This is a genomic window from Arthrobacter sp. UYEF21, assembly GCF_040546085.1.
GTDB lineage: Bacteria > Actinomycetota > Actinomycetes > Actinomycetales > Micrococcaceae > Arthrobacter.
In genome coordinates this window covers 100,362-122,029 of sequence record NZ_JBEPNF010000012.1, presented here as the reverse complement: position 1 = coordinate 122,029, position 21,668 = coordinate 100,362, and the positions used below count along the sequence as shown (strand labels likewise).

The following is a 21,668-nucleotide window of genomic DNA, read 5'->3' as shown; positions in this document are numbered from 1 at the left end:
TCTGCACCATGACCAAATACGCTCGGGATGAATTCGACAAAGTTCCGGAGACCGCATCGAGGCAAGGCGTCCACCGCACGGCCTCGGCGCCGGTCCGGCGCAAACTCTGGCCCATCCTTGCCGTCGGAATCTTGGCGCTGGCCATCGGATTGGTCTCCTTCCTGATCCTTCCCAAACTCGGCTTCACCCAGGCCGGCAGTGAACTCGCCACGAGCCTGGAAGCGCCTGCGTCGCCCGAAGCAAGTGCGGCACCGTCGGCAAGCAAACATGCGGCCCCGAGTTCCGAACCGTCGGCGAGCCCGGAAGCTGAGCCCGAAGCCTCGCCCTCGCCGTCCGCCACCGAACTGCCCGCCGCTGTCCTGGACAAGGCCCAGGGCGTTGCCGTGTACAACGGCGCCGGAACCGCCGGGCTCGCCGGACGCGTCAGCGCGATGGTCCGGAATGACGGCTGGACGCTGGGGCCCGTGGGTAACTGGACCGGCGCTCCGCGGCAGAACTCCGCCATCTACTATTCCGGCGCAGCACAGCAGCCCAACGCCGAAGCGCTCGCCACCCTCCTGGGCATTCCCACTCTGGTCAATAGCCAGGAGTTCCAGGTCCCCCTAGTTGTGGTCCTGGGGCCGGGCTACCGGTAACCCCCCGCAACCCTCGTCCCGGTTACGCGTGAATAACTTTTGGGCTCCGGAGCGGCCGTGCAGCCCGGCCTGCAGGGCGGCTTGTGGCTAGAGTGATTTCAGGCGTAGGTCCGTAAAACGCCGCACACAGCGGAGTGGACCGTCGGCACTACGGAAAGAGTGGACATCATGGCATTGGGAACCGTTAAGTGGTTCAACGCCGAAAAAGGCTATGGTTTCATCACCCTGGATAGCTCCGGGGACGATGTCTTTGTGCACTGGTCGGCCATCGATGGTGAAGGCTACCGTGCCCTCAATGAAGGGCAGCGCGTCGAGCTTGAAGTCGGCGAAGGCGAGAAAGGCCCGCAGGCCGAAAGCGTCCGGCCCGCAGCGTGAAATCCCGCAGCCTGCGTTCACCAATTGTGCGGACCGCCACAGCTGCGGCACTCCTGCTGGCACTGGCCGGCTGTGCAGGTGCCGCCGGAGGCAACGCCCGGCTGGACTCGGTTGGAGCCTCCGGCGACGGCGCCTTGCGCATCGGGCTGATACAGGACAGTGCAGGGGAGCAGAGCTTCCTCAACGACTCACAGCGGGCGGCCGCCGAGCTTGCCGTGAAGGACATCAACGCCGCCGGCGGCCACAAGGGCAAACCTGTTGAGTTGATAATCGGGGCCGGGGCCGACGCCGGATCGCAGGCCACGAACCTGACCGCAGCCAAGGCCGACGTGGTCATTGGACCCACTGATTCCAGCCATGCGGCAGCTGCCATCGACGTCCTCTCCGCTGACAGGATTCCACTGATTTCGCCGGCCAACTCGGCGGCCGCCCTGAGCACCTACCAGAGCGGCGGCTACTACTTCCGGACGGCCGCGGCTGACATCGCCCAGGCCTCCGTGCTGGTAAAGCTTGCCAAGGACGGCGGAGCCAAGAGCATTGCCGTGATTCACCAGGACAGCGTTTACGGCAAGGATGTCTCCGCCGCGGTGACGACAGCCGCTACAGACGCCGGCCTGGAAACGGTCAGCACCTCGGCATTCAAGCCGGGTGCTGCGCTACAGGCGGCCGCAGTCGCCCAGGCGGCAAAGCCCGACGCCGTGGTGCTGATCGCGCGGGACGGTGCCCAGGGCGCCCTCGAGGAGCTCAACAATGCCGGGCTGTCCGGCAGCAAACTCATCCTCAGTGACGGTGCGTTCGCTCAGTACGGGCCCGGACTCGGCTTAAAGGCCCTTGATGGAGCCCGCACCGTAGTGCCCCGGGTGCTTGTTTCGGCAGATTTCCAGGCCCGGCTGCTGGCAGTGAACCCGGCGTTGAAGGACCTGTCATTCGCGGCGGAGGCCTACGACGCCGTGAATTTGGCGGCCTTGGCGGCGGTGACGGCTGATGACGATGCCGGACGCTCCATTGCGGCCAATCTGATCGCGGTGTCCGGTGGCACCGCCGGTGGCTCTTCCGGCGGGGGGAGCGCCGGGCAGCCCGGCAAGCCGTGCAGGTCGTATTCCGACTGCCTGGCGGTCCTGAAGTCCGGGGCGAAGATCAATTACGACGGCGAATCGGGGCCGATTGCCTTCGACGCCCAGGGAGATATCACCTCGGCGAACTTCATGGTGTTCACCTACGGTCCTGACAACCGGGCCGTGCTCAGCGGACGTGAGGCGGCAGGACGGGCAGCGGCCTGATCGCCAGTGGCGAACGGCGCGCCGTGAGAGAGCGGAAAAGAGAAGCTTTCGCTTGCACTCTCACGTGGGGAGTGCTAATTATTGAGTTAGCACTCCTACGTACCGACTGCTAAAGCAACGTCCGGTTTCTGCCGGTTTCGGAGCTTGGTGCCGGCCGTGGAGCGAAAGAAATACCTAGCTGGAGTGAGATCCCCAGCCGCGGCATACAGAGGCCGCCGGTGAAGGATCGTCCGTCGCGGGCACTGCAGTGAGGTTCATTCTTAACGACTGTCCCGAAAGGACTACTGCCGTTATGGCCAAGATCATTGCATTTGATGAAGAGGCACGCCGCGGTCTTGAGCGGGGCCTGAACATCCTCGCCGACGCCGTCAAGGTCACCCTCGGCCCGCGTGGACGCAATGTCGTCCTCGAAAAGAAGTGGGGCGCCCCCACGATCACCAACGATGGTGTTTCCATCGCCAAGGAGATCGAGCTGGACGATCCTTACGAAAAGATCGGCGCCGAGCTGGTTAAGGAAGTTGCCAAGAAGACGGATGACGTCGCTGGCGACGGCACCACCACGGCTACCGTGCTGGCACAGGCCCTGGTCAAGGAAGGCCTGCGCAACGTTGCAGCCGGCGCTGACCCGCTGTCCCTCAAGCGCGGCATCGAGAAGGCCGTAGAGGCCGTCACCGTTGAGCTGCTTGCCTCCGCCAAGGAAATCGAAACCAAGGAAGAGATTGCGGCCACAGCTTCCATCTCCGCCGGTGACGATGAAATCGGTGCCCTCATCGCCGAGGCCCTGGACAAGGTGGGCAAGGAAGGCGTCATCACGGTCGAGGAGTCCAACACCTTCGGCCTGGAGCTCGAACTCACCGAAGGCATGCGCTTCGACAAGGGTTACATCTCCGCTTACTTCGTGACCGACACCGATCGCCAGGAAACGGTCCTTGAGGATCCGTACATCCTGATCGTCAACTCCAAGATCTCCAACGTCAAGGAACTCGTTGCTGTCCTGGAAAAGGTCATGCAGTCCAGCAAGCCGCTGCTGATCATTGCCGAGGACATCGAGGGCGAGGCCCTGGCCACCCTGATCGTCAACAAGATCCGTGGCACCTTCAAGTCCGTTGCCGTCAAGGCTCCGGGCTTCGGCGACCGCCGCAAGGCCCAACTGGCCGACATCGCCGTCCTCACCGGCGGCCAGGTCATCGCCGAGGAAGTCGGCCTCAAGCTGGAGACCGCGGGACTGGAACTCCTGGGACGCGCCCGCAAGGTTGTTGTCACCAAGGACGAGACCACCATCGTTGAAGGTGCCGGCGACGCCGACCAGATCGCTGGGCGCGTTTCCCAGATCCGTGCCGAGATCGAGAACTCCGATTCGGACTACGACCGCGAGAAGCTGCAGGAACGCCTGGCCAAGCTGGCCGGCGGCGTTGCAGTTATCAAGGCCGGTGCCGCAACCGAAGTTGAGCTCAAGGAACGCAAGCACCGCATTGAGGACGCTGTCCGCAACGCCAAGGCTGCTGTTGAAGAAGGCATCGTCGCCGGTGGCGGCGTTGCGCTGATCCAGGCCGGCGCCAAGGCGTTCGCAAACCTGAACCTCACGGGTGACGAAGCAACGGGCGCCAACATCGTCCGCGTTGCCATCGACGCCCCGCTGAAGCAGATCGCCTTCAACGCCGGCCTCGAGCCCGGCGTTGTGGTGGACAAGGTCCGCGGCCTGCCTGCAGGCCACGGCCTGAACGCAGCAACCGGCGAATACGTCGACCTGCTGGCTGCCGGCATCAACGACCCCGTCAAGGTGACCCGCTCTGCACTTCAGAACGCGGCCTCCATTGCCGGCCTGTTCCTCACCACCGAGGCTGTTGTGGCCGATAAGCCGGAGAAGAACGCTCCGGCCATGGGTGGCGGCGACGACATGGGCGGCATGGGCGGCTTCTAGCCCCTAGTTGCCCCAAGCACGACGCACGACGGCGGTCCTCACCAACGGTGGGGGCCGCCGTCGGCCTTTAACTCGCGATGCCCTATCAGGTTTGGCCCCTAAAGGTCCCGTTTAAGAACCAAGCCTGATAGAGCATCACGGTCCGGGCCCGGCACAGGTGCGCAGCTCAACTCTGGCAGGATGGAACCGTGACGATTACAGCAGCAGCCGACGGTTCGGCTTTAGGAAACCCGGGCCCGGCCGGCTGGGCATGGTATGTCAACGACGACTGTTGGCGCGCAGGGGGATGGCCGCACGGCACCAACAACCAGGGTGAGTTGATGGCCGTCCTTGACCTGTTCCGCGCCACCGCCCACGTGCCGGATGAAGACCTGCGGGTCCTCTGCGACAGCCAGTACGTCATCAACTCCATCACCAAGTGGATGCCGGGCTGGAAACGGAAGGGCTGGCGCAAAGCCGACGGCAAGCCCGTCCTGAACGTGGAGCTGCTCAAGGAACTGGACCGGGAACTCGCGGGCCGCAAATACATCTTGCAATGGGTCAAGGGCCACGCCGGCCACGACCTCAACGAGGCAGCGGACGTGCGCGCCCGTGCCGCAGCCACCGCCTACCAGCAGGGCGTGGCAGCCCGTTCCGGCCCCGGCTTCGCCGGTGCCCCCGTTGAAGTCAGCCACGCGGCGGCTCAAGCCTCTGCTCCCGCTGCCAGTACTGCTGTCCGCACCGCGGCCGCTCCCACTCCCGCCGGTGCTTCCGCAGGCACTGGGGGACAGGGCCCGTCGGCACAGGGCCGTGCCCGGCAGAGCACTCTCCAACAGAGCATTGCCCAACAGAACACTCGCCAAGAGAGCACTGCCCAAAAGAACACTGCCCAGCAGAACCCTTTCGGACAGACGCCATACGAAGAGCCGGACCTCTTCAGTGAACTGGAGACCGGCGTGTTCACCGCAGCGGAGGACACCGGAACCGAACCCAGCCCCGAGGCGATCGTCGAGGCCCTCGAACGAGAACTGGCCGGGCCGGACGCCAGGAGCGATATCGGCCGCACCGGCGTCCTCCTCCACCCCGACTTTATGGAAATCGGCAGCTCGGGCAGGGTCTGGACCCGGGATGCCATGATGATGGCACTGGAGGAAGACCCGGGACTCCACACGGAGCTGGAAATCTTGGGCGCCGACCGTATCGGCACCAGCGCGGTCCTGCTGACGTACCGAAGCTTCTCGCGCTCGGGCACGGTCCTCCGCAGCTCACTGTGGGTCCTCGACAGCGGCAGGTGGCGGCTCCGGTTCCATCAGGGGACACCCGAAGCCTGACCGCCTCAGCTGAAGCGCTGCATATTGCCCTGCTCGGCCTGGGCGTAAGTGTTCGCCGCAGATGCCAAAGCCAAGTTGATGGACGCCAGTGACGCCTCCACCTTGCCCTGGGTCAGGGTCCACTCCGTGACGAGGGACTGGAAATTGTTGGCCGCGGAGCCACTCCACGTTGCCTGCAGTTCGTCCAAACCCCGTTTCATGGCCTGGACGTCGGCGCTGATCCGGTCCACTGTTGCTTTGACGTTCGCTGACTTGAGCTGGAGCAGGTCGGTATCGACGGAAATGATGCTCATGGCTGATGCCTCTCGATGTAGTGGGACAGCGTCCGCTGCCCGCCCGGCTGCTCCGGGCCACTGCACCGAGCCTACGGACGCGTAGGGTGGGCCCGCCACGGTCTCCGGCTGTATGTGGATAACGGGTGGTGGCCGCCAACCACACCGGCGCCCGGGTTCACTTAATTAAGTGCGGACCACACTGCCGTGGTCCTGGCCGTCGCCGGCGGGGCCGCGTAACTGGGGACGGGCAGCGCCTTCGCCGGCCCGCTCGCCGTCCTCTGGGGCTTCGACCCGGACAGGCAGGCTGACCGCCAAGGTGGCACCGCCGCCGTCGGTCGTTTCCACCCGGACCGAACCTCCGTGCGACCCCAGGATGGCGGCCACAATCGCGAGCCCCAGCCCGCTGCCGCCGGTTTCGCGGGTCCGCGAAGTATCGGCCCGGTAGAAGCGCTCAAAAACCTTTGCCGCGTCCTCTGCGGAGATGCCCGGGCCGTGGTCCCGGACCTCAACCACGGCGAGGGGTTGCCCGGCGTCGGAAGGCCGCACGCCCACGGCGAGCTCGATCGGGCTGCCCTCGGGGGTGTAGCGCATCGCATTGCCCACCAGGTTCCCCACCACCTGGCGGAGCTTTGCCTCGTCCCCGAGTACGGGCGCCGGAACCGCGGGGCCGCCGTCGAGCCCGATCAGCGAGATGGGACGCGTGCGGTCGCTTGCCTGCGTGTCCACAACAGCGTCATGGGCGACCAGCTGCAGGTCAACAGGTCTTTTCTGCAGGGGACGCTGCTCGTCCAGGCGCGCCAGCAGCAGAAGATCCTCCACCATGGAGCCCATCCGCTTGGCCTCGCTCTCGATCCGGCCCATGGCAGTGGCCACGTCATGGTCGGTGGCCAGAGCACCGTGCCGGTATAGCTCGGAAAAGCCCCTGATGGTCACGAGCGGTGTGCGCAGCTCGTGGGATGCGTCGGCGGCGAACCTGCGCATTCTGGCTTCCGAAGCGGTCCTTCCGGCGAAAGCCGACTCGATGTGGGCGAGCATGGCATTCAGCGAGTTTCCAAGCCGTCCCACCTCGGTGTAAGAATTTTCGATCTCGACGCGCCGGGACAGGTCACCGGCAGCGATAGCAGCGGCGGTTTTCTCCACCCTGGACAAGGGCCGGAAGGACCGGGAGACCGTCCAGCTGGCGATCAGGGAAGCAAGCAGGAGCGTCAGTAGGCCGACGCCGCAGATCACCAGGGTGACGTGCTGCAGGACGTCGTCCACACTTTGCAGGGGCAAGCCGATGACCACCACGGCAAGGCGCCCGCCGTTGAGGACGGTCACTGCCACCACACGCCAGTTCTGGCCTTCAGTGCCCCGGACCTGGTAGGGCTGGGTGCCGCGTTGCTGGGCTTCCTCGACGGAAATGCTGCTGATGTCGGGGCCGTTCTGGGGATCGCCGCCGAACGGCTCGGCTTGCTCGCCGGGTGTGAAGAGTATGAGGGAATAGTCGGTGGGGACCATTGGGTTGGTGGCGGTCTGCAGCGGCGTGAATGAACGCTGCTTGCTGGCGACGTCGACGGCGGCGTACAGCTTGTCATCCACCTGCCCCACGAGGTAGCTGTGCAGCAGCGTCAAGGTGCCCGCGCCCGTGGCGGTCAGGGCAACAATCAGCAGCGCCATGATGATGGCGACCAGCTGGGACCTCAGGGAGGCCGACTTCCACCGCTGCAGCAAGGTCAGCGCTTCTCTGCCGTCCGGAGCACGTAGCCCACTCCGCGCTTGGTCTGGATCAGGGCTGGTGCGTCCGGATCGATGTCCACTTTGCGGCGCAGGTAGGAAATGTAGGACTCCACAATCGAAGCGTCCCCGTTGAAGTTGTACTCCCAGACGTGGTCCAGGATCTGGGACTTGGACAGCACCCGGTTCGGGTTCAGCATGAGGTACCGCAAAAGCTTGAACTCAGTGGGAGAGAGCTCAATGACTGTGCCGCCGCGGCGCACCTCGTGGGCGTCGTCGTCGAGTTCCAGGTCATCAACCCGGATGACGGCGTCGTCATCGAGCAGGGGCTGGGTGCGGCGGAGAACGGCCCGGATGCGGGCCACCACCTCGTCGAGGCTGAAAGGTTTGGTGACGTAGTCGTCGCCGCCCACGGTGAGCCCGGTGACCTTGTCCTCGGTGTCGTCCTTCGCGGTCAGGAACAGCACGGGGAAGTGCTTACCGGAAGCGCGGAGCTTGCGCGTGACGGTAAAGCCGTCCATGTCCGGCAGCATGACATCGAGCACGGCCAGGTCCGGTGCGTGGAGCTCGGCCGCTGCCAGGGCGTCCCGCCCGTTTGCGGCTGAAACCACCTCGAATCCGGCGAAGCGGAGGGACGTGGAGAGCAGCTCGCGGATGTTGGGTTCGTCATCGACAACGAGCAGCTTGGCTTCTGGACCGGTCTTCTTCATGCTCCCATCATGCTCCCAGAAACTGGGAGTTTTCTGGATGTTTACTGTGCTTTCCGGGAGAGGGCAGAACTCGGCATCACCAGCCGAGGGTTCCCGGTCCACCCTTGAACGGCCCCACCACACGGTCGGTGATCCAGCCGCCGTAAAAGCCCCCTGCCTGCGGTCGCACCCTCTGACCGTCGACCTCGCAGCAGTCCATTCGGCCGGGGTAGACGGCCACTCGGTCAGCCAGGATTTCAAACCCTGCCGTTGGCTCCGGGTAGAACCAGGCGGCTTCTTCGGCCACTGCTCCGCCGGCGCGGACGGTCAGGTACTTCGCCGTGCCCTTGAATTCGCAGAAGCTGCTCCCCGAGGCCGGCTCGAGCACACCTGGCCTGAACGCTGAGCGGGGCAGGTAGTAAACCGGGGGGTGGCTGGTTTCCAATACGCGGACCGAGTCCGCCGTTTCCAGGATCAGCTCACCGCCCCAGAAGATCCGGATCTTTTCGACGCTGTGTTCAACGCGGGGCGGCCGCTGGTAGTCCCACACCGATTCCTGGCCGGGGAGCGGAATGACTGGTCGGATGTTCGGGCTCATTCCTCCAGTTTGCGCCGCAGCCGGCCAATCCGCACGCGCAGGCGCTGGCTCGACTGGCCAGTGGACAGGCGGCAAGGGGCAGGAAGCACTGTAGACGGCGTCGGGAACCAATTTTGGCTCCGAAACGTTTTTTGCTCTTTGGGTTCCCCTGCGTGTGAGCCGGGAATACAGTGGGGCTATTGGGCCCGTCGGAGGCGGATTCTGCCGCACTAATCAGTATCAAACTACTGCACTGCAACCTAAGGGGAGTTACCAAGATGACTGAGTTCAACGCGTCCGAGAATACCGCCACGACCGACCGCAGCATCCGCGACTGGGCAGACCTGGCAGAGGAGATGTGGTCCTATCTCACCGGCAAGGGCGCAGCCATCAATTACCAGTTCGTCGACATGACCGTAGAGGTCCCGCGGGACATCGGCCCCGACGCTCCCCGTGCCACGTGGAAGCTCAACGGTAGCCTTCGGGTCACCACCAGTGACAGGGACGCCGCAGGATCCGACCAGAACCGCTCGTAACCGCCGTGACCGGATACCAGTTGGACATGGATCTGGATTTCTCCTATACGGACGAATCCGGAGCCGTCACCCGCGGCAGCGCCCGGGCGGCGGGAACGGCGGTCACCATAACCTTGGACGGCCTGGATGGTTTCAGCGCGGGATCGATGCCCTCGCTGAAAGAGATCCGTCCTCTCGCCAAGATGCTTTCCGGCGAGGGACTCAGCATCACCGTCAACGGCCCGGACGGAAGCATCGTCAGCCTCGGCGCGGTCCACAGCCCGGCGTCGCAGCGGCTGGTCACCCGGTCGCCGAACATCAAATTGGGAAAGCTCGGCGCCCTGGTCCCCTTAGGGAGGCGAGGCAAACGCCAGTCCCGGGCGTTCCCGCTGTTTCCTCCCGAGACCCCGCTGCCCCTGATTCCCACGGTCAAGCGTAAGATCACGCGCCGTGTCACCACCACGCATCACACCCGTGGCAGTGGCCGGCCCAGGCTGATTTTCGTGCAGGACGCCGCCCAGTGGACCGGCCAGATCCCCCGGGAAGTGACTTTGGACCAGGAGACCTTCAGCATTGGCGCTGCTTCGGGGTCGGATCTGCAGCTCTCCGGCCTGGATCCGGTGCACGCACAGATCCAGCACGACGAGAATGACGAATACGTCCTGGTACCGCATGGTGCAGTGAGCGGCAGCGTAAACCGGTCCGGTCCCTCCGTGCTTCGCACCGGCGCCAGAATCAAGCTGGGCCAGTGGTGCGTGGCGTTCTTCCGGGAAGAGTTTGCCGATCACGGCAGGCCGTTCGGCGGCCGCAGCGGTGGGGAACTGGCCTACCAGCGGCCCCAGTTTGATCCGCGCACCGGCACTACCGAACGTGACGGTTCCCGAGGCATTACCTGAGCCCTTAGTCCTACCCGGGCTGGTTCAAGTCCTTGGCATCCATAATCCGGTAGGCGTACCCCTGTTCGGCCAGGAAACGCTGCCTTTTGGCCGCAAAATCCTGGTCCAGGGTGTCCCTGGCCACCAGCGAGTAAAAGCGCGCGGCCCGGCCGTCCTTCTTCGGGCGGAGCAGCCGGCCCAGCCGCTGCGCTTCCTCCTGGCGGGACCCGAACGATCCCGACACCTGGATGGCCACCGAGGCTTCCGGCAAGTCAATCGAGAAGTTGGCCACCTTGGAGACCACCAGGGTATGCACGTCACCGGCGCGGAAGGCGTCGAAGAGTTTCTGCCGTTCCTTGACCGAGGTATCGCCCTTGATGACCGGGGCCTTGAGGCGCTCGCCAATTTCGTCCAGCTGGTCGATGTACTGCCCGATCACCAGCAGTTGCTCGCCCTGGTGCCTGGCCACGAGCTGTTCTACGACCAGGGTCTTGGACTCCGACGTCGAACACAGCCGGTACTTGTCCGCGTCCTCGGCCATCGCGTAGGCCACGCGCTCGTCCCGGGGCAGGTCAACGCGGACCTCCACGCAGTCCGCGGGTGCGATGTAGCCCTGGGACTCGATGTCCTTCCAGGGCGCGTCATACCGTTTGGGCCCGATCAGGCTGAAGACTTCGCCTTCACGGCCGTCCTCCCGGACCAGGGTCGCTGTCAGGCCCAGCCGGCGGCGAGCCTGGAGATCGGCGGTCATGCGGAAGATCGGAGCCGGCAGCAGGTGCACTTCGTCGTAGATTATTAGGCCCCAGTCATGGCCGTCCACGAGCTCCAGGTGCGGGTAGAGGCCACCGCGTTTGGTGGTGAGCACCTGGTAGGTGGCGATGGTCACCGGTCGGACCTCCTTGACCGCGCCCGAGTACTCGCCGATTTCATCCTCCGTGAGGGACGTGCGCTTGAGCAGTTCGTCCTTCCACTGCCGGGCGGCCACCGTGTTGGTCACCAGGATGAGCGTTGTGGTGGAGCTGGTGGCCATGGCTGCGGCACCCACCAGGGTCTTTCCCGCGCCACAGGGCAGCACCACCACGCCGCTGCCGCCGGCCCAGAAGTTTTCCGTGGCGATCTGCTGGTAGGGACGCAGCTTCCAGCCGTCCTCGTTCAGGGCAATCAGGTGGGGTGTGCCGTCCACGTAACCGGCCAGGTCCTCGGCGGGCCAGCCGATTTTCAGGAGCAGCTGTTTGAGCTGGCCGCGCTGGGAGGAGTGGACCACGATGGTTTCGCCGTCGATCCGCGGGCCCAGCAAGGGCTGGATCTTCTTGGCGCGGATTACTTCCTCCAGCACCGGATAATCATCGGTGCGCATCACCAGACCGTGCTGGGGGTCCTTCTCGAGCCGCAGCCGGCCGTACCGGGACATGGTCTCTTCGACGTCAATAAGCAGTGAATGCGGCACCGGGAACCGGGAGTACTTGAGCAGGGTGTCCAGGACTTTTTCGGCGTCCAGTCCGGCGGCGCGTGCGTTCCACAGGCCCAGGGGCGTCAGCCGGTAGCTGTGCATGTGCTCGGGGGCGCGTTCCAGCTCGGCGAACGGGGCAATCGCATGGCGGGCCTCGGTAGCCAGTTCATGGTCCACTTCGAGCAAAATGGTCTTGTCGCTTTGGACAATCAGCGGTCCGTCGTTCACGCGGGGAAATCCTTCACTGGTGCAGTTCCTCTGCGGCTTCGACATCGATAATGCGGTGGACGGAGAGTACACGCTCGGTTTCCTTGGCAGGATCGAATACCCTCACACGGCCGCCGCCTACTGAAAGGGGAACAACTGTCTCCAGGCTGGAATTCCCTTGGCTATCCACCACATTCATGCTCACCAACTGCTTGAGCCGGATGGCCCGCTCCAGGGTCTCCAGGCCGAGCTGGGTCGACGCATCGCCGGAGCCAGTGCCGGAACCCGGATGCGTACCGTTGGTGGCCGTCTGGCCGTTCCGCAGGACGGCCAGCTGGGTGTCGACGTCGTCCTCGGCGGGCGCGGTCCGCGGCGCGGTGTAGACCGGCCGGGCGCTGCCCGGGGCGCTGGTGGTACGTCGGAGCCGGACCACAGAAGGGTGGGATTCCTCCACCGACGGGGAGAGGCCCAGGCCGCGCAGGATCTGGGCAGTTTCGCGCGGCGGAGCGGTGGAGATCAGGACGGTGGGGGCAATGCGGGCCAGTCCCAGGCTGGCCGCCCTCGTTTCGGCAGCCAGCTCCAGCACCGCGGCCTCGTCGTCGCTCTGAATGAAGCTGGCCGCCGTTCCCACGCGGAGCCGGCCGTGCCGGGACGCCGTGTCTTCCACAAGGTACTCCAAGGGCTGGGGAACGGCCGTGGCTGAATGTTCACGCAGGAAACCCAGGAGGCTGGACGCGTCGTGGCCGGCGTCCAGCGCGCGCCTGATGGAGTTCGTCGAGAACCGGTAGATGGTGGCGGGGCCCTGGCCCTCGGCGTCGGCCATCAGCAGGAGTTTTTCGCTTAGCTCCGGCGCCAGGTATCCGGGGGCAACCGCCGTGAGGTCCGCCTGGAGGAGGACGTGGTTCAGTGCGGCGGGCAGGTGCTCGCCCAGGATACCGAGGGCTCCTTCGGGCTTGTCATCCGCGATGGCGCCCCCCAGCTGGCTCAGCGCGCCGGAGCCGATCAGGCCTAGCAGTTCCGCTTCGGCCAGCACGCCCTTGATCAGGGAGCTGAAGCGGCGCGCCATCCGGGGTTGCGCCCATTCGGCCCGCTGCAGCACCGCTGCCGCGTCCAGGACCGGGGCGGTGCCGTCCGCTGCACCCGCCTCGTGGGTGAGTTCGTTCAATATTTCCAGGATCCGCTTCCTGACCACCGGGGCGTCGGGCCGCTGCGCCTCGGCAGACAGGGCGTTGACGGTGGTCCCGGCCAGGGCCCGGTGTGCGGCGGACGCGCCGATGGGTCCGGTCACGGGCTGGCCCACCAGCGAGGGCACCCGCTCGCTCGCGAGCCAGGCGTTGACCAGCCACAGCCATTGTTCCTGGCGTGTAAGGACCAGCCACTCCAGCTGCGGTGGCTGCACCCACGAGGACGAATCCACATCCAGGCGCAGCAGGCCGGAGAGCGCGCTGAGCTCCAGCAGCAGGCCGGCCCGGTGCTGGTCGAGGCGCAGGGCTTCGGCCAGGCGCTTCATTTCGCGGACCCCGACGCCGCCGCTGCGCAGCGTGGCCAGTGGCTGTTCCCTGACAGCGTGCAGGAGTTCGCCCACCAGCCGAAGGGTTTCGGCGATGGCGCCCAGCGCTGCGTTCCGGCGCAGCGCAGCGGTGGTGCTGCCCAGCTGGGGAATGGGAGGGGAGAGAGTGAAATCGTTGATGATGGCACCGCCCCGCAGGGACAGCCCCACACTGTGCGGAAGTTCAACGTGCGCGGCGTCCAGGGGCACCAGGAGTCCCCGGGCAAGCAGCCAGTCAACGGGCCCGACGTCGGCGCCCTGGTTCGAAACGGACGCTTTCCGTTGCGCCTGGGGGACGGCACCCATGGCCCAGTTGCGGAATTTGGCGAGCAGCGCCGTCGTCCGTTCCGGGGCTCCGGCCAATGCCTGTGCGAGGGCCTCCGGCGAGGAGGTCCAGTGCTGCAGCGCCAGCGCTGCTTCCATGGGTGTGGTGGCTGCCTGGATGGCGACGCCGCTGCGGTGCAGCTCGGCAACCAGCTGGACCGCGCGCTGGCCGAACGCGGGCTGAAGCCGGACCAGTTCGGTGTAGCTGCGCCCCAGGCCGGCAGGATAGATGCCGACAACGTCCTTGAGGCATCCCACCGGCAGGTAAAAGCGCTGCCGGTGACCCGGCACCACCGTGCCATGCGGCGGCTCAGCCCGGTGCACGAGGGCCAGTTCCTGGAGCGAGGCCAGGATACGTTCCACGGCGGCCACCGAGGACCCGGCTATGAGTTTCCGGATTCCCGCGGCCGAGGCGCTGTGTTCAGTGTCCGGGTTGGTGCACAGATAGAGCGTCTCCAGCACCTGCATTTGCGGCCTGTTGAGGCGCTCGAGGGCGCGCTGGACGCTTACGCGGGCGCTGGCCCTTGCCGCCAGTGCGGGAAAGTCCGGCACCGGGGGGGACATCAGATCCGGCCGGGCCGCAAAGAGGCCCCGCAACGAGTCATCGCTGCGGGCTGCCAGTTCTTTGCTGAGGGCGCGGATCAGGGACATCAGTCCAACGTTACAGGCCGCCGGACTTTCCCGCCCGGCGCCGCCCGGCAACGCTGTCCAGGACTAGGAAGAGCATCAGCAGGAAGGCGGCTGGCAGGCCGTACAAGGCGGTGGACGTGACCCAGACCGGGGCAGCGGTGCCGGCGAAGGCCAGTGCCATCACTGCTCCCACCGCTGAGAGGGAAAGGATGGCAACAACCGCTGCACAGATCATCAGGGGGCGCCGGTATCGCGAGCGTGTCATGCACGTAACGCTACAGGCAGGCTGCCGCGGGACGTGTGATGCCGGTCTGGGGGGTTGGCGGCGGACCGCGGTGACAGGCATGAAGAAGGGCCAACGAAAGCAGTAATCCTGCCCCGGCAGGATAACCTTGAAGGAACAGACCAACACGGTCCGTCGCTGTCATACCCTGAACCCGCATATCAGTGCGGATGCGGTGACTGCCGGCCGTGTCTCAAGACGTCAGAACGAAGAAGGTTGATTACGTGCCTACCGGCAAGGTCAAATGGTATGACAAGGAAAAGGGCTTCGGATTCCTCGCGGGCGAAGACGGGCAGGAAGTCTTCCTGCCCAAATCATCGCTGCCCGAGGGCGTCACGGAGCTGAAGGCCGGCACCCGCGTTGAGTTCGGCGTCGCCGACGGCCGCAAAGGCGCCCAGGCGCTGGGCCTTCGTGTCCTGGACAAGACCCCTTCCATCGCCAAAGCCAAACGGCCCAGCGCGCGGGACCTGGCACCGCTGGTCCAGGACCTGGTCAGTGTGCTGGACAACCTCTCCGGCACCCTGTCCGCGGGCAAGTACCCGGAAGGCAACAAGGGCAAGGCCATCGCGGCGGCCCTGCGTAAGGTTGCCGACGAGCTGGACGTTTAGGCCTTGTCCATGAACCCGGAAGCTGAACAGCAGGACACCGCGGCAGGGGAGCAGCCGCCCTCGGGCGAGCAGATACCTGCAGTAGGGCAGGCAGGGGCCGAGCCTGAGGCCAAGCGCCGCGCCGGCGTGACCGTGTGGCGGATCGGCAAGCCGGATGCCTTCCTCGCGGCGGCCGTTGACGTGGCACGCGCCGCCGTCGAAGGCATCACGGCGCCGGCGGACATCGGTGCACATATCGCGGCCAAGAGCGAAGGCGACCGCCTGGTCACCCACCTTTTCGAATCCAGGCTGCCCGGCTACCAGAGCTGGCAGTGGTACGCAGTAGTGACCCGGAACTCCCGTTCGAAAGTGGTTACCGTCAGCGAGCTGGGCCTCCTGCCGTCGGAAGACTCCATCCTGTCGCCGGACTGGGTGCCGTGGGCCGAACGCGTCCGCCCCGAAGACGCCCAGGAAGCGGAGGATGAACAGCCTCCCACTGCCGAGGCTGACACGTCCGGGCCCGGAGACCAGGACGAAGTGCCTGGGGAACCCGTTCCCCAGGAAGACGAACCAGCACGCGAGGCTGACTAGGAAGTTGGTAATACGCAGGGTTGATCACCACGAGGGCCGGCCATGATGTCCACCTTCAAATCCCTGCACATCCTCAACTACCGGATCTGGTTTATCGGCGCTCTGGTCTCCAACATCGGAACCTGGATGCAGCGTACTGCCCAGGACTGGCTGGTCTTCGACCACCTCACTGATCACGACGCCGGCGCCATGGGCATCACCATGGCACTCCAGCTGGGGCCCCAGCTTTTCCTGGCCCCTGTAGCTGGCCTCGTGGCGGACCGGTACAGCCGCCGGCAGCTGCTGATCGTGACGCAGTCCGTGATGGCCCTCCTAAGCACCGGGCTGGGTGTCCTGGTGGTCCTCGGTGCCGGGCAGCTGTGGCATGTTTATGGCTTTGCGCTCTTGCTGGGCATGGTGTCCGCACTCGACGCGCCAGTCCGCCAGACCTTCGTATCGGAGCTTGTCCGGGACGACTACCTTCCCAACGCCGTCGCCCTGAACAGCGCCTCGTTCAACGTGGCCCGCATGATCGGGCCCGCGGTGGCCGGGATCCTGACGGTGGCGGTGGGGCCCGGGTGGGTGTTCCTGATCAATACCGCCACGTTCCTGGCCATGCTCCTGAGCCTGTGGAAGATCCCGACGGCGTCCTTACGGCAGCTTCCCCGGGCGGCTCCCGGAAAGGGCCGTATCCGCGAGGGCCTGCGCTACGTGCAGTTCCGGCCGGACATCGTGGTGGTCCTGGTGGCGGTCTTTATCGTGGGCACCCTAGGGCTGAACTTCGTCCTGTTCATCGCCGCCATGGTGGGCACGGAATTCGGGTTGGATGCGAGCGCCTTCGGGCTGATGAACTCGATCATGGCCATCGGGTCAGTGGCGGGTGCACTCTTGTCCGCCGGCCGGGGCAAGCCGAGGCTGCGGATGATCTTCGGCGCCGCCGCCGCCTTTGGGGTGACCTCCGGCCTCGCGGCGCTGGCCCCGGACTACTTCTGGTTCGGCGTAGCGCTGGTGCCGGTGGGGCTGTTCGCCATCACCATGATGACCAGCGCCAACGGCTACGTCCAGACCACTACCGATCCCGTTATGCGGGGCCGCGTCATGGCGTTGTACATGGCCATCTTTATGGGCGGAACACCAATAGGGGCGCCGCTGGTGGGGTGGGTGGCCAACGTCGCCGGGGCCCGATGGTCACTGGCCGTAGCCGCCGCCTCCGGGCTCACCGCCGCCCTGATTGGCATGGTGTGGATCATCCGCGCCCAGCGGCTTCGGCTGGCCTTCAACCGGCGGGCCCGCGGCCTGCGCTACTTCCGTGTCGTGTCCCAGTTGGGGGACAACGCAAACGGCGCCGCCCCGGAAGAAGACCCGGGCGACGCCGTAGGATCCTGACGCCCCGCAGTACTGCAGCAGGCGGGGCGCGTGGACGTTACTTGCGCAGTTCGCCCACCACGTAGTCGATGCTCGCCAGCAGGGCGGAGACGTCATCGGGCTCAATGGCAACAAAGGTGGCGATCCGGAGTTGGTTGCGGCCCAGCTTGCGGTACGGTTCGGTGTCCACCACGCCGTTGGCGCGCAGCACCTTGGCGATCGCCGCGGCATCGATGGAGTCATCGAAGTCGATGGTGGCGATGACGTTGGAACGGTCCTCGGCCTTGGCTACAAACGGGGCGGCGTATTCGGACGCTTCGGCCCAGGCGTAGATCCGGCCCGCAGAGTCGGCTGTCCGCGTGCTGGCGAAGTCCAGTCCGCCGTTGGCGTTCAACCACTGCACCTGCGCGTCCAGCGTCACCAGCGTCGAGAGGGAGGGCGTGTTGTAGGTCTGGTTCAGCTTGGAGTTATCGATGGCCGTCTGCAGGTCCAGGAAGTCCGGGATCCAGCGGTCGCTGGCCTTGATCCGCGCGGCGCGTTCCAGCGCGGCGGGGGAGAACAGCCCAAGCCACAGGCCGCCGTCGGACGCGAAGTTCTTCTGCGGGGCGAAGTAGTAGACGTCCGATTCGGCAACATCCACATCCAGGCCGCCAGCCGCGGAGGTGGCGTCCACCAGCATCAGGGCGCCGGCGTCGGCGCCTGCAACGCGCTTGACGGGAGCTGCCACGCCGGTGGACGTTTCGTTCTGTGGCCAAGCGTAAACGTCAACGCCACCCTCGGCCTGTGACACCGGGCGGGTGCCGGGCTCGGACTTGATAATGGAGGACCCGTCCAGGAACGGGGCCTTGTTGGTGGCCGAGGCGAACTTGGAACCGAACTCGCCGAACGACAGGTGCTGGGCCTTCTTCTCCACCAGGCCAAAGGCTGCCACATCCCAGAAAGCAGTGGAGCCGCCGACGCCCAGGACAACCTCATAGCCCTCGGGAGCGCGGAAGAACTGGCTGAGGCCCTCGCGGACGGAACCCACGAGGTCTTTGACGGGCGCCTGGCGGTGCGAGGTGCCAAGGATGGTCCGTGAGGCTGCAGAGAGCGCCTCAAGCTGCTCCGGCCTGACCTTGGAGGGTCCCGCGCCGAAGCGTCCGTCCTTGGGCAGCAGATCGGCAGGAATAGTGATGCTGGTTTCGCTCACAAGGGCTCCAAATTCGGCGGGGACGGGGTTGGCGTCCGGGACAGTGGGGTGGCCGGCAGTCAGCAGCGACTGTAACGAGGGCCGCTTTTATTCTGCCTGAAACAGTAGATCGGGCGGGAACCGGCAGCGTCATAGTTCAGTCAACGAGACGATCGGGGGCCGCCCGGCGATTATCCGGACAAACTCAAAATAGGCTAAGCTTTTCACCGGACCTCGCCTCGACTGGGACACGATACGGTGGGACAACGCTAGGTACTGCGCTCGAGGAGCTGAGCTGGATGACGGATCTGATCGATACCACGGAGATGTATCTTCGAACCATTTTGGAGCTTGAAGAAGAGAACATCGTTGCACTTCGCGCCCGCATCGCCGAGCGGCTGCGGCACTCCGGACCCACGGTGTCCCAAACCATCGGCCGGATGGAGCGCGACGGCCTGGTAGTGGTCTCCGGGGACCGTCACCTGGAACTCACCGGGACCGGGCGCAAGCGCGCCACGGAGGTCATGCGCAAACACCGGCTCGCTGAACGCCTCCTGGCTGACGTTATTGGCCTGGACTGGGCCTACGTCCATGAGGAAGCCTGCCGCTGGGAGCACGTGATGAGCGAGCGGGTTGAGCGGCGCATCTACGAACTGCTGGACCACCCCACCGAATCGCCCTACGGCAATCCCATCCCCGGGCTGGCCGCGTTGGGTGGAAAGCCCTCGGTCCCTGAAGACGGTGTTATTAATCTCGTTGCGGCCATGCTCGCATACGGCCCGACGTCGAACGTGACGGTCAGCCGGCTGGCTGAACCTATCCAGGTGGAGCCGGAGTTGCTGGTACAGCTGGATGAAGGTGGGATCCGGCCTGGCGCCTCGGTCTTACTGGAGCGTGTAGGGGAGTACATCTCCGTCCGGGTTCCCGGGATTGAGGGTGCTCTCGAGTTGCCTCCCGAAGTGGCAGCCCACGTTTTCGTTGCGATCCGCTGAGGAGCCTGAGTCAGCGCCGGGTTGCCGCCGGGGTGAAGTTGCGGCGAGGCTGACCGCCGGGAGAGGCGCCGTTGCTGGCCTGCGAAAAGAGCGGGTAAAGGCTTGATTCGGGATGTCCAGTAGCGCATCAGTGGCCATTCCGCAAAAGATAACGGAATTGTTACTGGGTATCTTGATCGCATATAGTTAACCCAAGCGTCGATACAAAAACGTTACCTGATCCGGAGCCGAGCTCTGCCAGCGGATCAGGTGCACGAGTCACCAACTGGCAGAGGCGGGGGAACCACAACCGGCAGTCGCAAGACGCCTTGGGGTGAAGTCCGTCAGCAGCAAGCCTCTTCCAGCGAAGGATCCTCACCGGATATCTCTGCGCCAAGTGCTTGTTACGGCGGACCGGGTCTTTGCACTCTCTGACCCGAATCCGACAGCTAACTTCGCAGGCTATCCAGAGAGGAACATTCTTGACCACGCAATACTCCAGGGGCCGCCGGCGTGCGGCAGGCCCCGCTCCGGCGCCGCGGGCGGCCGAGGGTTTCTCTGCGGAGAGGCCCCGCGATCCGCAGCGCGAAGCGCGCCGTAACCGCCGGGGGGCATTCCGGCAGATCACCGATTTCGCCGCCGCCAGCGGCATCGGCCAGAAGGCCGGCATTGCGCTTGCGGCCACTGGCCTGGTCCTTACCGTGACGGTTCCGGTAGCGGGCCCGTCGATGGCAGATCAGCAGCCTGGCCAGTCCGTCGCTGCGGTGTCCGGGCTCCCGCAGCCCGAGGTTTCCGCGGAAGCAGCCGCCAAGATCGATTTCAGTCGCTCCGCCGTTGTTACGCAGGGCGATCCCGACGGCAAGCTGAAGCAGCTGTTGAGCGCACAATCGGCTGGATCCATTACCCCCGCGTCCTCCGCCGGCAGCCTGGGCGCACCGCTTGCCCAGCTGATCACCGCCTCTCCGTTCGGATTCCGGATCAGCCCCATTACCGGCGGTTCCGGTGACTTCCACCGCGGCCAGGACTATGTGGCCCAGTGCGGCACTTCCGTGTTGGCTGCTGCCAGCGGCACCGTGACGTTCGTCGGCTGGCACCAGTACGGCGGCGGTAACCGGGTTGTGGTGGACCATGGCAATGGCCTGGAAACCACGTACAACCACCTGTCCTCCGCTACCGTCAAGGTAGGACAGAAAGTGACCCGCGGCGAGGTTGTTGCCCTCAGTGGCACCACGGGCGCCTCCACCGGCTGCCACCTCCACTTCGAGGTACAGGTCAACGGCGAAGTTGTTGACCCCACAGGCTGGCTCTGAGCATTAAATGATGGTCAACTCTCAGATCACAGTGACAAGCCGTGACCTGAATGTGACATTGTCCTTGAACTCCTGTACCGTCTAAAGCGCGTCAACTTTTCCGAAGTTGACGTTCTTGAGTGGATTGCCTAGCTCTGCCACCGCTCAAGGTCCGTTCGCATTACATCGTCTGGCAGGGGCGGGGGAACCAATTTTGGTCTTCGATTTTGAAGGCCTTGGGGTTAAGTCGCAAAGCTTCCCAGGAAGCAGCGCGGCCGGGTGAACTCCCATCCGAATCCGACAGCTCACCTCGCAGGCATTGGGAGAGGCTACCTTCGTGTCTTCACGTCATAATTCTGCGCGTCACCGCGCGCAAACGGTTCGCACCAACCCCTTGGGCTCCGTGTCCAAGGCCGTTAGTGCAAATGCCGGGACCGTAGGTCGCCAGGCTGCTGTCATCGCAGCTGCGTCGGGTCTCATCCTGACCTTGGGGCTTCCGGCCAACGCCGCGGACACCACCGCTGGTGTGTCCGCGTCCACCGAGTCCGGTTCCGCGCAGACTGCACTAGCCGTAACTGCCGCACCCACGGCCACTGTTTCCTTCGAGCGCCCCGTGGTCAAAACCACTGCAGCTCCGAGGATTGAGCGGGTCCGGGCGCAGTCCACGGCTACGGAAACAGCAGCAACGGCAACGGAAGCTGCGGGTGCTGTCAAGAGCAAGCTCGCGGACACCGTTTCCTCCGCCGCGGCTTCGGGTCTGGCAGCAATTGCGTACACCGGCATCGGTCACCCCTACCTCTGGGGTGGCACCACTCCCAATGGCTGGGACTGCTCCGGCTTCACCCAGTGGGTCTACGCCCAGGCCGGCATTAGCATCCCCCGCACGAATGCCTGGACGGCCATGCGGCCTACCGCAACCCCTACTCCCGGCGACCTCGTTATGCAGAACGGTGGAGCCCACGTTGGCATCTACGTCGGCAACGGCATGATGATCAGTGCGCTGAACCCGTCGCAGGGCACCCTGCTGCACGCGGCTGCAGCCACCGGCACGTCCTCGTTCTTCACCCCGGCGCTGTAACCCCCGCAGCCCTGGGCTGCAACCGTTTC

At 65.3% G+C, this 21,668-nt stretch carries 21 protein-coding genes and 2 riboswitches; of the genes, 13 read left to right on the top strand and 8 right to left on the bottom strand.

Annotation, left to right across the window (positions count from 1 at the left end; translation table 11 throughout):
- Positions 1–8 precede the first annotated feature (8 nt).
- The 5 genes from ABIB27_RS13475 (at position 9) to ABIB27_RS13455 (ending at position 5,521) form a co-directional block, all read left to right on the top strand.
- Positions 9–635, top strand: coding sequence for a LytR C-terminal domain-containing protein (locus ABIB27_RS13475; RefSeq protein ID WP_354216216.1), 627 nt, complete (start codon positions 9–11; stop codon positions 633–635).
- 168 nt (positions 636–803) lie between these two features.
- Positions 804–1,010 (top strand): cold-shock protein, encoded by a 207-nt coding sequence (locus ABIB27_RS13470; RefSeq protein WP_354216215.1) that lies wholly within the window; start codon positions 804–806, stop codon positions 1,008–1,010.
- A complete protein-coding gene (locus tag ABIB27_RS13465; RefSeq protein WP_354216214.1) occupies positions 1,007–2,290 on the top strand; it encodes an ABC transporter substrate-binding protein in 1,284 nt (427 codons plus the stop codon). The genes ABIB27_RS13470 and ABIB27_RS13465 overlap by 4 nt, the downstream gene beginning before the upstream one ends.
- Positions 2,291–2,582: 292 nt before the next feature.
- Positions 2,583–4,211, top strand: a complete 1,629-nt coding sequence (groL, locus tag ABIB27_RS13460; protein ID WP_309820170.1) for a chaperonin GroEL — start codon at positions 2,583–2,585, stop codon at positions 4,209–4,211.
- 188 nt (positions 4,212–4,399) lie between these two features.
- Positions 4,400–5,521, top strand: a complete 1,122-nt coding sequence (locus ABIB27_RS13455; protein ID WP_354216213.1) for an RNase H family protein — start codon at positions 4,400–4,402, stop codon at positions 5,519–5,521.
- 5 nt (positions 5,522–5,526) lie between these two features.
- Here the strand turns inward: ABIB27_RS13455 and ABIB27_RS13450 are convergent, their stop codons facing one another.
- From ABIB27_RS13450 to ABIB27_RS13435, 4 genes are all read right to left on the bottom strand, one after another.
- The gene (locus ABIB27_RS13450) at positions 5,527–5,814 is read right to left on the bottom strand and encodes a WXG100 family type VII secretion target (protein WP_354216212.1); all 288 of its coding nucleotides are present in this window, start codon (positions 5,812–5,814) and stop codon (positions 5,527–5,529) included.
- A 165-nt stretch (positions 5,815–5,979) separates the two neighbouring features.
- Entirely contained in the window at positions 5,980–7,509 is a 1,530-nt protein-coding gene (locus ABIB27_RS13445) for a sensor histidine kinase (protein WP_354216211.1), read from the bottom strand.
- A gap of 2 nt (positions 7,510–7,511) precedes the next feature.
- On the bottom strand, positions 7,512–8,222 hold the full coding sequence (locus ABIB27_RS13440) for a response regulator transcription factor (protein WP_058929981.1): 711 nt from the start codon (positions 8,220–8,222) through the stop codon (positions 7,512–7,514).
- 76 nt (positions 8,223–8,298) lie between these two features.
- Positions 8,299–8,799, bottom strand: coding sequence for a DUF427 domain-containing protein (locus ABIB27_RS13435; RefSeq protein WP_354216210.1), 501 nt, complete (start codon positions 8,797–8,799; stop codon positions 8,299–8,301).
- Between the two features lie 257 nt (positions 8,800–9,056).
- Here ABIB27_RS13435 and ABIB27_RS13430 point away from each other — a divergent pair, with 257 nt between their 5' ends.
- Both ABIB27_RS13430 and ABIB27_RS13425 read left to right on the top strand, forming a co-directional pair.
- Positions 9,057–9,314, top strand: a complete 258-nt coding sequence (locus tag ABIB27_RS13430; RefSeq protein ID WP_354216209.1) for a hypothetical protein — start codon at positions 9,057–9,059, stop codon at positions 9,312–9,314.
- Positions 9,315–9,319: 5 nt separating this feature from the next.
- Positions 9,320–10,189, top strand: a complete 870-nt coding sequence (locus ABIB27_RS13425; RefSeq protein ID WP_354254039.1) for an FHA domain-containing protein — start codon at positions 9,320–9,322, stop codon at positions 10,187–10,189.
- A gap of 10 nt (positions 10,190–10,199) precedes the next feature.
- On the opposite strand, the gene ABIB27_RS13420 is transcribed toward ABIB27_RS13425, so the two are convergent.
- From ABIB27_RS13420 to ABIB27_RS13410, 3 genes are read right to left on the bottom strand one after another with little or no spacing between them, the layout of a single operon-like run.
- Positions 10,200–11,846: a DNA repair helicase XPB gene (locus ABIB27_RS13420; protein WP_354216207.1), complete on the bottom strand. Its 1,647-nt coding sequence runs from the start codon at positions 11,844–11,846 to the stop codon at positions 10,200–10,202.
- A 13-nt stretch (positions 11,847–11,859) separates the two neighbouring features.
- Complete coding sequence (locus tag ABIB27_RS13415) at positions 11,860–14,349, bottom strand: helicase-associated domain-containing protein (protein WP_354254037.1); 2,490 nt, start codon at positions 14,347–14,349, stop codon at positions 11,860–11,862.
- A 10-nt stretch (positions 14,350–14,359) separates the two neighbouring features.
- Positions 14,360–14,593, bottom strand: coding sequence for a hypothetical protein (locus ABIB27_RS13410; RefSeq protein WP_354216205.1), 234 nt, complete (start codon positions 14,591–14,593; stop codon positions 14,360–14,362).
- 242 nt (positions 14,594–14,835) lie between these two features.
- Between ABIB27_RS13410 and ABIB27_RS13405 the strand changes: the two genes are divergently transcribed.
- The 3 genes from ABIB27_RS13405 to ABIB27_RS13395 are packed head-to-tail and all read left to right on the top strand — an operon-like array spanning position 14,836 to position 17,154.
- A complete protein-coding gene (locus ABIB27_RS13405) occupies positions 14,836–15,219 on the top strand; it encodes a cold-shock protein (protein ID WP_066286899.1) in 384 nt (127 codons plus the stop codon).
- 9 nt (positions 15,220–15,228) lie between these two features.
- Complete coding sequence (locus ABIB27_RS13400; protein WP_354216204.1) at positions 15,229–15,789, top strand: DUF3027 domain-containing protein; 561 nt, start codon at positions 15,229–15,231, stop codon at positions 15,787–15,789.
- A gap of 45 nt (positions 15,790–15,834) precedes the next feature.
- Complete coding sequence (locus ABIB27_RS13395; RefSeq protein ID WP_354216248.1) at positions 15,835–17,154, top strand: MFS transporter; 1,320 nt, start codon at positions 15,835–15,837, stop codon at positions 17,152–17,154.
- 37 nt (positions 17,155–17,191) lie between these two features.
- On the opposite strand, the gene serC is transcribed toward ABIB27_RS13395, so the two are convergent.
- Positions 17,192–18,322 carry a phosphoserine transaminase gene (serC, locus tag ABIB27_RS13390; RefSeq protein ID WP_354216203.1) on the bottom strand — a complete coding sequence of 377 codons (1,131 nt, stop codon included), beginning with the start codon at positions 18,320–18,322 and terminating at the stop codon, positions 17,192–17,194.
- 278 nt (positions 18,323–18,600) lie between these two features.
- Between serC and ABIB27_RS13385 the strand changes: the two genes are divergently transcribed.
- From ABIB27_RS13385 to ABIB27_RS13375, 3 genes are all read left to right on the top strand, one after another.
- Positions 18,601–19,293, top strand: a complete 693-nt coding sequence (locus ABIB27_RS13385; RefSeq protein WP_354216202.1) for an iron-dependent transcriptional repressor DtxR — start codon at positions 18,601–18,603, stop codon at positions 19,291–19,293.
- Positions 19,294–19,533: 240 nt separating this feature from the next.
- Positions 19,534–19,751, top strand: a riboswitch (cyclic di-AMP (ydaO/yuaA leader).
- A gap of 3 nt (positions 19,752–19,754) precedes the next feature.
- Entirely contained in the window at positions 19,755–20,582 is an 828-nt protein-coding gene (locus ABIB27_RS13380) for a M23 family metallopeptidase (protein ID WP_354216201.1), read from the top strand.
- 139 nt (positions 20,583–20,721) lie between these two features.
- Positions 20,722–20,894, top strand: a riboswitch (cyclic di-AMP (ydaO/yuaA leader).
- 70 nt (positions 20,895–20,964) lie between these two features.
- Complete coding sequence (locus ABIB27_RS13375) at positions 20,965–21,639, top strand: C40 family peptidase (RefSeq protein ID WP_354216247.1); 675 nt, start codon at positions 20,965–20,967, stop codon at positions 21,637–21,639.
- Positions 21,640–21,668: the final 29 nt, after the last annotated feature.